The organism is Rubritalea tangerina (genome assembly GCF_042683245.1).
Classification (GTDB): Bacteria; Verrucomicrobiota; Verrucomicrobiia; order Verrucomicrobiales; family Akkermansiaceae; genus Rubritalea; species Rubritalea tangerina.
In genome coordinates, this window is the sequence record NZ_JBHUJB010000022.1 from 74,209 (window position 1) to 84,415 (window position 10,207).

The 10,207-nt window shown below is 50.0% G+C and carries 3 protein-coding genes; all 3 read left to right on the forward strand.

What is annotated here, in order from left to right; translation table 11 throughout:
* The first annotated feature begins 73 nt into the window (after positions 1 to 73).
* The 3 genes from rpoC (at position 74) to ACFSW8_RS05620 (ending at position 10,186) form a co-directional block, all read left to right on the forward strand.
* On the forward strand, positions 74 to 4,228 hold the full coding sequence (gene rpoC, locus ACFSW8_RS05610; RefSeq protein ID WP_377086445.1) for a DNA-directed RNA polymerase subunit beta': 4,155 nt from the start codon (positions 74 to 76) through the stop codon (positions 4,226 to 4,228).
* Between the two features lie 427 nt (positions 4,229 to 4,655).
* A complete protein-coding gene (locus ACFSW8_RS05615) occupies positions 4,656 to 6,761 on the forward strand; it encodes a LamG-like jellyroll fold domain-containing protein (protein ID WP_377086441.1) in 2,106 nt (701 codons plus the stop codon).
* Complete coding sequence (locus ACFSW8_RS05620) at positions 6,758 to 10,186, forward strand: cadherin domain-containing protein (RefSeq protein WP_377086439.1); 3,429 nt, start codon at positions 6,758 to 6,760, stop codon at positions 10,184 to 10,186. The genes ACFSW8_RS05615 and ACFSW8_RS05620 overlap by 4 nt, the downstream gene beginning before the upstream one ends.
* The last annotated feature ends 21 nt before the right edge of the window (positions 10,187 to 10,207 follow it).

The window sequence follows — 10,207 nt, forward strand, 5'->3', positions numbered from 1 at the left end:
CACGAAACACAATCGGGCAGCGCGAGCTGCCCACCTTCCAATTCAAAATAACTAATAACTATTTCTTAATCACATGAGTGTTGAAACAAACCTGCGCGAGCTATTCGGAGTGGATGAAAAGCCAGATTCCTTCGATCACGTCGCTATCACCGTGGCAAACCCAGAGACAATCCGTGGATGGTCCAAGGGTGAGGTGAAAAATCCTGAAACTATCAACTACCGTACCTTCAAGCCAGAAAAGGGCGGTCTCTTCTGTGAGCGTATCTTCGGTCCAACTCGCGACTGGGAATGTGCTTGTGGTAAGTACAAGCGAATCAAGCACAAGGGCGTTGTCTGTGATCGCTGTGGTGTAGAGGTGACTCTTTCTCGCGTACGTCGTGAGCGCATGGGCCACATTGAGCTTGCCGTACCCGTGACACACATTTGGTTCTACAAGTGTATGCCATCACGCATCGGTCTCATGCTCGACATGTCTGCACGTCACCTTGAGCGCGTCATTTACTATGAAGACTTCATTGTCACTGAGCCAGGCGACACACCACTTGAGCGCGGCCAGTTGCTCACAGAGCTTGAACTTCGCGACGCTGAAGAAGATTACGGTGAAGAAACATTCCGTGCTGCGATGGGTGCTGAGGCCCTCCAAGACCTCCTTTCACAGGTCAATCTTGCTGAGCTGATCGAACAGCTTCAGGAAGAAATGGAGAACACGCGTTCTAAGCAGACCATGAAGAAGCTTGCGAAGCGTCTGAAGCTCGCACAAGGCTTCCTTTCATCCAAGACTCGTCCTGAGTGGATGATCATGAATGTGCTTCCTGTGATCCCACCGGACCTTCGTCCACTCGTTCCACTTGAAGGTGGACGTTTCGCGACATCTGACCTCAATGACCTCTACCGTCGTGTGATCAACCGTAACAACCGCTTGATGAACCTCCTTCAGTTGAAGACTCCTGAGGTGATCATTCGTAACGAGAAGCGCATGTTGCAGGAAGCTGTGGATGCTCTCTTTGACAACGGTCGTCACGGACGTGCAGTGACAGGTGCGGGCAACCGTGCGCTGAAGTCACTCTCTGACATGCTCAAGGGTAAGGGGGGACGTTTCCGTCAGAACCTCCTTGGTAAGCGTGTTGACTACTCCGGTCGTTCGGTGATCGTTGTTGGTCCTGAGCTTAAGCTTGGTCAGTGTGGTCTTCCTAAGAAGATGGCACTCACACTCTTCGAACCATTCATCATTCGTCGACTCAAAGAGCTTGGTTACTGTCACACAGTGCGCTCTGCGAAGAAGATGATCGACCGCAAGACAACAGAAGTTTGGGATATCCTTGCTGAAGTGACCAAGGGTCACCCAGTGATGTTGAACCGTGCTCCTACTCTTCACAGACTCTCGATCCAGGCATTCGAGCCAGTATTGATTGAGGGATCTGCGATCCGTGTTCACCCGCTCGTATGTACAGCTTACAACGCTGACTTCGATGGTGACCAGATGGCGGTACACGTGCCACTTTCCGTGGAAGCTCAGATGGAAACGCGTCAGCTCATGCTTGCGCCTAACAACATCTTCTCGCCTTCCTCCGGTAAGCCGATCACGACTCCATCACAGGATATTATTCTTGGTAACTACTACCTCACCTACAGCCGTAAGCGTACAGCTGTTGAGATCGAAGCTGACAAGGAGAAGCATCTCCCTCTCTTCGAGAACACGACTGAGGTGGAATTCGCAATCGCATCTCGCAAGTTGCGTTACCACGACCTCATCCGTCTACGTAACCCAGACTTCGGCAAGAAGACTGTCTTTGGGGACAAAGAAGCTAAGATCATCGAGACCACACCTGGTCGTGTGCGTTTCAACGAGATCTGGCCTGAGGGTGTCGGCTTCATCAACTTCAATGTTGGTAAGAAGCAAATCGGAGACATCATCTGGCGTTGCTACCAGGTTGCTGGTAAGAACGGAACCGTTGGAGCTCTCGATAACCTGAAGACACTCGGGTTCACTGAAGCAACGCGTTCTGGTACTTCGATCGGTCTTGTTGACATGGTCATTCCAGAAGAAAAGCCAGCTGAGCTTGCGAAAGCGTACGAAGAAATCGACAAGGTTGATAAGCTTTACCGCAATGGTGTGATCACTAACAACGAACGTTACCAGAAGGTTGTTGATATCTGGACACACGCTACTGATAACATCGCGAATGCGGTTTACCGTCAGATGGAGCACAAGGGGGGGGATTACCTACCGAACCCACTCTTCATGATGGTTGACTCTGGTGCGCGTGGTAACAAAGCACAGATTAAGCAGCTTGCCGGTATGCGTGGTTTGATGGCCAAGCCGTCTGGTGAGATCATCGAACGCCCGATTACTTCTAACTTCCGTGAAGGTCTCTCCGTACTTGAGTACTTCATTTCTACACACGGTGCGCGTAAGGGACTTGCGGATACCGCTCTGAAGACAGCTGACTCCGGATACATGACACGTAAGCTTGTAGACGTATCTCAGGATGTGATCATCACTGAGAGCGACTGTGGCACGGTCAATGGCATCACTGTTGCACCAATCTTTGATGGTGACGAGGAAGTTGCTACATTGCCAATGCGTATATACGGCCGTACTTCCTGTGAGGAAGTGAAGGATCCAGTCAGTGGTGAAGTGATCGTTAAGGTCAATGACATCATCAACGAGGAACAATCCAAGCGTGTTGAAGACATTGGTCGTCAGACATTGAAGATTCGTTCTGTTCTGACATGTGAATCTGAGCGTGGTTGTTGTGCCCACTGTTACGGACTCAACCTTGCCACAGGCAAGATTGGTAAAGACGGTGAAGCAGTTGGTATCATCGCAGCGCAGTCCATTGGTGAGCCAGGAACTCAGCTTACGATGCGTACTTTCCACGTAGGTGGTGTTGCTACAGCATCGTTCAAGCAGCCGATCATCAAAGCTAAGTCTGGTGGTACCGTGGTTTACAAAGACCTTCGTACTGTCCAGGACGCCGACGGCAACTGGGTTGTTCTTAACAAGAAGGGATCCGTTTCTATCCAAGATAAGAGCGGCCTCGAAGTAGAAGAGCACAATCTGATTATCGGATCTGTCATCTCCGTAAAAGATGGTGAGACAGTGAAGAAGGGCGCAACTTTCGTAACTTGGGATCCATACAACGTGCCAATTCTCACTGAGAAGGCAGGTAAGATCGAATTCCGCGACATGATCACTGGCATTACTGTTGCCAATGAAACTGACAAGGAAACAGGTAAGAAGGGTATGGTTGTTACTGAGCACAAGGAAGACCTCCACCCATCTATCGTGATTGTTGATGAGGCTACTTCTGAAGTGCTTGCATCCTACCCAATTCCAGTGGGTGCTCACCTTTCTGTGAAGGAAGGCGAAAAAGTTGGTGGTGGTGTGCAGCTCGCACGTACCCCACGTAAGGCAGAGAAGACCAAGGATATTACTGGTGGTCTTCCACGTATTGCTGAGCTCTTTGAAGCACGTCGTCCGAAGGACGCATGTACGATTGCAAAGATTGACGGTGAAGTTTCTTTCGGCCCGAATGTTCGTGGTAAGAAGAAGGTTATCGTTTCTAACCTTGAGACTGGTGAGTCAGCAGACCACCTCGTCCCAATGGGTAAGCACGTGATCGTATCTGAAGGTGACACAATGAAGGCTGGTGATCAGATCACTGAGGGCCCAGTGGCTCCTGAAGACCTTCTCGAAGCATGTGGAGCTCAAGAACTTCAAGAGCATCTTGTGAACGAGGTGCAGGAAGTTTACCGAGTCCAAGGTGTGGAGATCAATGACAAGCACATTGAGATCATCATCCGTCAGATGCTTCGCAAGGTGAAGATTACTGAGCCAGGCGACACTGACTTCCTCTGGGGGGACCAAGTTGACCGCACTGCATTCACCAAAGCTAACCGTGAGGTTACTGCACAAGGTGGTAAGCCAGCAGAAGGCGAAGCAGTACTTCTCGGTATCACTAAGGCATCTCTTGAGACTGATTCCTTTATTTCCGCAGCATCCTTCCAGGACACCACTCGTGTTCTTACCGAAGCTGCAACTCTTGGTCGCGTAGATACGCTTCAAGGGTTCAAGGAAAACGTCATCATGGGTCACCTCATTCCAGCGGGTACAGGCTTCAAGACCCACAAAGAATCTCGTTTCGAGTTCACTGTGGATGAGCCAGAGCCAGTGGTGGAAGAATCTGCTGAAGAGGCAGGTGAAGCCAAGCCTGAGACTGCTTAATCAGCACTCCTACTTTAAAAACATTCAGCCGCCATCGCACAATGCGATGGCGGCTTTTTTATGTAGCATAGGCTTCGTGCTTTAGACTTTAGCTGAGAAAGTGAATTGGCTTATCAAGACTAGTTAGAATCTGGTGATGAAGAAGTCAGGCTGGCAAGCGCACAGCGCAATGTTAACTAGCAGCATTAGGTGTTACATGTGAGATTAGTCCGCTATTCAGTTTGTTAGGTGAAGGAGAGGAAATGGTTTAGAGAGGTTTATCATGTGGAATGATAGTTCTAGTTAGCATTTGGTTGAGTTGTTTATGTTTGCTAACGAGTGGTTTATGAGTGGGTGTGGGCTGATTTTTTTCAAACTTATGCTAACGCGTGATGCGGTTTGAACATGACTAACTATAGGTAGTCAAACCCACTACCCCTAATAAAACATGATGAAACCCAAAAAATTCCCAAAGGTACTAAGGGGGAGGCGTTCGCGCGTTTCTCGTATAGTGCCCACACTCGGGCTTGCTGCATGTCTGTCGCCTATGGCGGGCTGGGCAGTTCTGCCAGATAATCTCACACTTAATGTTGGAGATATTGATAATGATGGTGATGACGAAGTGATTGTACTTAGCAAGCGCTCGATGCGTTCGTCGACGAACCACAAGTTACTGACTTGGGATTCGATTGCAGGCTACCAAGAGATTACTCCGCCAGAAGTGCGCACGTATCGCGGGTATGTGCAGGATGACCCGTCGATGCGGGTGAATGCGAACATTGAGCCTGGCAATGCGACGATGAATGCCAACTTCAGTGATGGGCATGAACTCAATTATCGTCTTACAGCATTTCCTGTGAGTATATCAGGCCCAGAGGGAACCTACGATCCAGGTACAGGCAATACGGTGGTTCCATTTGTGGAAGACCGAGTGGCTCCGACCGCGAATCATTATATTGTGCCGACCCATCACATGCGTCGGCTGGACTATGCTGTGACGATTAAGAATGACTACTTTGTTGGAATGGGTTCCGACATCGAGGCTGCGGTGTCGAGGGTGGAGCAGCGGATGAATGACACCGACTTTTTCTACGCACGCGATATTGGCTTAGCTCATGAGATTGGCTGGATGGTGATCAATTTAGAGGAGAACCTCGACAGTTGGCACAAGGAATGGACGGATGTGCACAAACCTAATGGAGCGATCTACGAGATGCGAGGCCTCTTTAAAAAGCCCGGTGGGGCAGGTGCGAGTGGTGATTGCTTTTTAGGTGGGCGCCACACTGTGGGCACACTCGCAGCTTACTCTAAGAGTCACGGTCACGAGCTTGGGCACACGCTCGGGGCGGGCCATTATTCATCCTGGGGTGATGTGATGAGTGGCTCTGAGTCTGCGATTGGCTCGGGAACGGTCGAGCGGATGATTGGCAATGCTGCGATAGCAACGGAAGCGCAGTCGCCCGCACTGAACTACGGAGGTCCATTACCCCCCTTTGCGATGGAGGACTGTGTCACCATGGTGATGAACAGTAGCTTGGATATCGATGTTCTAGAAAATGATTACGACGGAAATGGTGACGCGATCTCGTTGTCCTATGTCGACGCGACGACTGAGAGGGGTGGTTCAGCTGAAATTATTGATGGGAAGGTACGCTACACACCGCCAGCTCACTGGCAGGGTGTCGACACCTTTGTCTATCATGTCGTGGACGCAACCGGCATTGCGAACCGAACAGGCTATGTCAAAGTTGCAGTCCACAACAATGGCTTGGCTACACACATTCGGCTTGATGAGACCAGTGGTAGTGATGCGTATGACGTTGGGCCATTCCAAGCGCACGGTAAGTTAGATCAGGGGTTTTCATTTGATACGAATTCTGTGTCTGGGGTGCTGGGTAATGCCCTAGAGCGCACGGCAAATGAGCATGCAAAGTCGAGTGCAGACTTCTGGGGGACTGGTGACCCACTTGATGGCACGATGAGTGTTTCTTTATGGGTGAAGTACCAATCTGGAGTGCCGACAGTGGCTGGACCGGTCATTTGTAAGGGAGGCTCGGTGATCCGGGGGCGTTTTGAAAATCCTCGGGGTGGTTGGACGATTGGGCACACGGCCGACGGGAAATTTAGGTTTTTAGGAAACCTCAACCGTGACTCCCAGTACACGTATGAGAATCCTCAGTTCGACTTGAAAGCTGACGCGGCGATTACGAGTGATACGTGGCATCATCTTGTGATGGTGATGGATAGAGATACGAAGCAACTGCGCGCCTGGGTGGACAACCAAGAGCTCAGCACGACCGAGTTTGGTACAACAATCGCGGATGGTGTGATCGACAATTCTCACCATCCATTAGTGATTTACGATTCGGTCTCTCAGCAACAGCAAAGTACAGACACACCTGTGACTGTGGACGATGTGCGCATTTATCACAAGGCATTGAGCCCTGCCGAGGTGGCAGATCTATTCAATCACACCGCAGCTGCGATTCCTGCTGGAGCTCCGAGCCCAGCAAATGGGGCTATTGATGCGGTCGTGGGGCAGGATGTGACTTGATACCAGGCAAAGATACTGGTTATGTTTACGATGTGTATTTGGGAACTGATTACAATGCGGTGGCGAATGCGACGACAGCTTCTACTGAATATCAAGGTCAGCAAAGCAGCACGAACTACACACCTAACATCTCAGGTGGGATTCGTTATTTTTGGCGTATTGACCAAGTGGAAGGAGCAACGACTGTGAAAGGCGACGTTTGGTGGTTTGAAGGTGAATCTATCAGCCCGCTTAACGACCCCGCCATATTGAATGCGAGTGTGGAAGACCCAGTGTTAGCATCTGGCGCTACGAGCAATGATATCAACGATTGGTATGATGCCAGCTCGTATACGTGGACACAGGATGAGGGCGCAAGCACGCATCCAGACACTCCCTATGGAGATAACTGGATTGAGCTAGGTAATGGTCGCTGGATCTATCAGCAGATTGGAACCTATGCGGAGGATATGGAAATTGACGTGTCGTTTTTAGCTGGTCAGTCAGATGGAAATGACTTTGGAGGCATCACAGTGGAGTTGTTAGCTGGTGGTGACCCACAGCTAGCAGCAGATCACAAGTCGAAACGCAGTGATGCGAGTTTCGCACTAGAAGCCGTGGTTGGGGCGTCAGTTATTGCTACTTCTGGGCAGCTGAACCCTTTCACTGCGAGTGGGCAAGCAAGCGAAGAAATGGTGGTTTCACTGACGACTGGCACAGGTCACACGGTAGGAGATCCTTTATGGTTGTTGTTGTATCGTCCATCGGCGAATGGCCGTTCATTGATCGACAACGTTCAAGTGGTGCATACCAATGCGGAACCTGAGAATGGGATTCCGGTGTTTAACGCCAACCCGATTTCAGAGGAATACGGAGATGTTGGAAAGGAGTACAATAGCACATTAGCCGATAATGGGGCAGACCCAGATGGAGATACTTTGACATACTCAAAGCTGAGTGGACCAGCTTGGTTGATAGTGAGCCCTGGTGGAGAACTCACCGGTGTTCCAGCTGTTGGCGATGACGGACTCAACACCTTCACGGTGCAAGTGGATGACGGCAATGGCGGAGTGGCAAGCACTCAGGTAGAGATTGAGGTGATTGCTGACACGAAAGCGCCTAGCTTTGTGCAAGGGCTGGTAGCACATGCGGGAGATGGGAATGTGAGCCTAGATTGGGACGATAGTAGTGAATCGGACCTTGCGAGCTATACTCTCTACCGTAGTACGGCGAGTGGTTCAGGGTATAGTCCTATTGCAGTAGGACTGATAGCGAGCGAATACTCGGACGACTCTGCACAAAATGGCACGAGCTATTATTATGTTGTGACAGCAACTGACACGAGTGGCAATGAGTCGGGGTATTCATCTGAGTCGATGGCGACACCTATTGAGCCGAATGTGGCACCTGTGGCTGGTGATGCTTCCTTTGTCGTAGTCGAGAATACATCGATTGGGGCATCAGTAGGAATTGTTCAGGCCTCTGATGGTAATGCAAGTGATTCGCTTCAGTATGTCATTACGGCAGGGAATGCGAGCGGTGCATTTGCTATTGATAGTAGCACTGGAGAAATCACCACTGCTAGCGTCTTAGACTATGAGGGTGAGAACCAATATACGCTTACTGTCACTGTGAGTGATAATGGTAGCCCAGTGATGAGCGATACTGCCAATGTTAGTGTGACTGTTAGTAATGAAAACGAGTCACCCAGTTTGGCTGGGGCCAGTGGATCTGTAGCTGAAAATGAGCTCTCAGGAACCGTTATTGTTAGCCTTAGCGGTACTGACCCAGATGTGGGCGATAGCCTCAGTTATACAATCACTGCTGGGAATGAAAGTGGCTTGTTTAGCGTCGACTCTAACGGAGATTTGAGGACGACTGGAGGCCTAAACTTTGAGTCTGAATCTCAGTATATTTTGACCGTAGAGGTTACAGATAACGGAGGACTAAGCGCTGCTGGAAGTGTCAATATTACTGTGATTGACGTGAATGAATCTCCTACGCTGACGAACTCAACCGTCTCAATTAGTAAGGATGTGAGTATTGGCTCATCGGTCGCACTTCTCAGTGCAAGTGATGTGGATGCTAGTGATAGCCTGAGTTATATGATTACTGCTGGAAATACGGGCAACGCCTTTGCTATCAACAGTAACAGCGGGGCGGTGACAACAGCGACTGCATTGGATTATGAGACTCTTTCTCAGTATATCCTTACGGTCGTGGTGACAGATAGTGGTGGCTTGAGTGACTCTGCGACTCTCACTGTGGATATCACAGATGTGTTTGAAGTGACGGCTCCGGTAGTGAGTACGGGCAGTGCAAGTGCGCTTACGCAGACATCGGCTGAAATTGCCTATACGGTAGTGGATGATGGTGGTGAGGCTCCGAGTGTTACTCTCTTTTATGGTGAGAGTGACGGGGGGCAAGTTGCAGGTTCCTGGGAATCGAGTGTTTCATTGGGAGCGCAATCAATTGGCGTCTATAGTGAGAGTCTCACAGACTTGAGCGCAGGGACTGATTACTATTTCACTGTACGAGCGAGTAATAGTGAAGGAGAGTTTTGGGGCAGTAGCGGTAGCTTTACCACCGAAGCGGATACCTCACCGAAGTTAGTTCGAACTCTCGTATCGGGTGTTAGCTCTACGAACTGGGTGACTGTGGATCTAGGTCAGAACTACGATTCAGCGGTCGTCGTAGCGACACCCATTTATCCAGATTCGAGTGGTGCTCCAGTGGTCACGCGCATCAGAAATGTGAGTGGATCGAGTTTTGATCTCAAGTTGGATCGCGTGGATGGTCAAACTGCAGAGGTTCATTATGACGTGTCGGTTCTAGCAGTCGAAGAAGGTGTCTATACCTCAGGAAATGATGGCGTCCAGATGGAAGCTGTAAAGTTCATGTCGAGTGTGACTGCAAGAAAGAGCAACTGGAATGGAGAGAGCCGAACCTACCAGAACGCTTACACGAATCCCGTGGTATTGGGACAAGTGATGAGTGCTAATGATGCGCGATGGTCGGTTTTCTGGAGCATGGGAAGTAGCCGAACCGCCCCTGCGAGTGCAAGTCATTTCGCGGTTGGCAAGCATGTCGGTGAAGACTCCAGTACTAGTCGAGGGGATGAAACCGTTGGGTATATTGTGATTGAGTCAGGTAATGGGACGATCAATGGCGTGGCTTATGAAGCTGGATTAGGGGCTGACTTACCTGAAGGGGTTGGTGAAACCACGACGGGTTGGAATTACAGCCTGAGTGGGACTTTATCAACAGCGAATCTAGCAGTCATCAGTCAGGCCGCGATTGATGGAAATGATGGAAGTTGGGCAGTTCTTTACGGGGCTTCTCCATGGTCGACGAGTCAGTTGACGATCGCTGTGGATGAAGACCAGTTGAAGGATAGTGAACGTAACCACTCGAACGAACAAGTTGGGTATTTGATCTTCGAGTAAGTCGGTTCACTGTGTGTATGT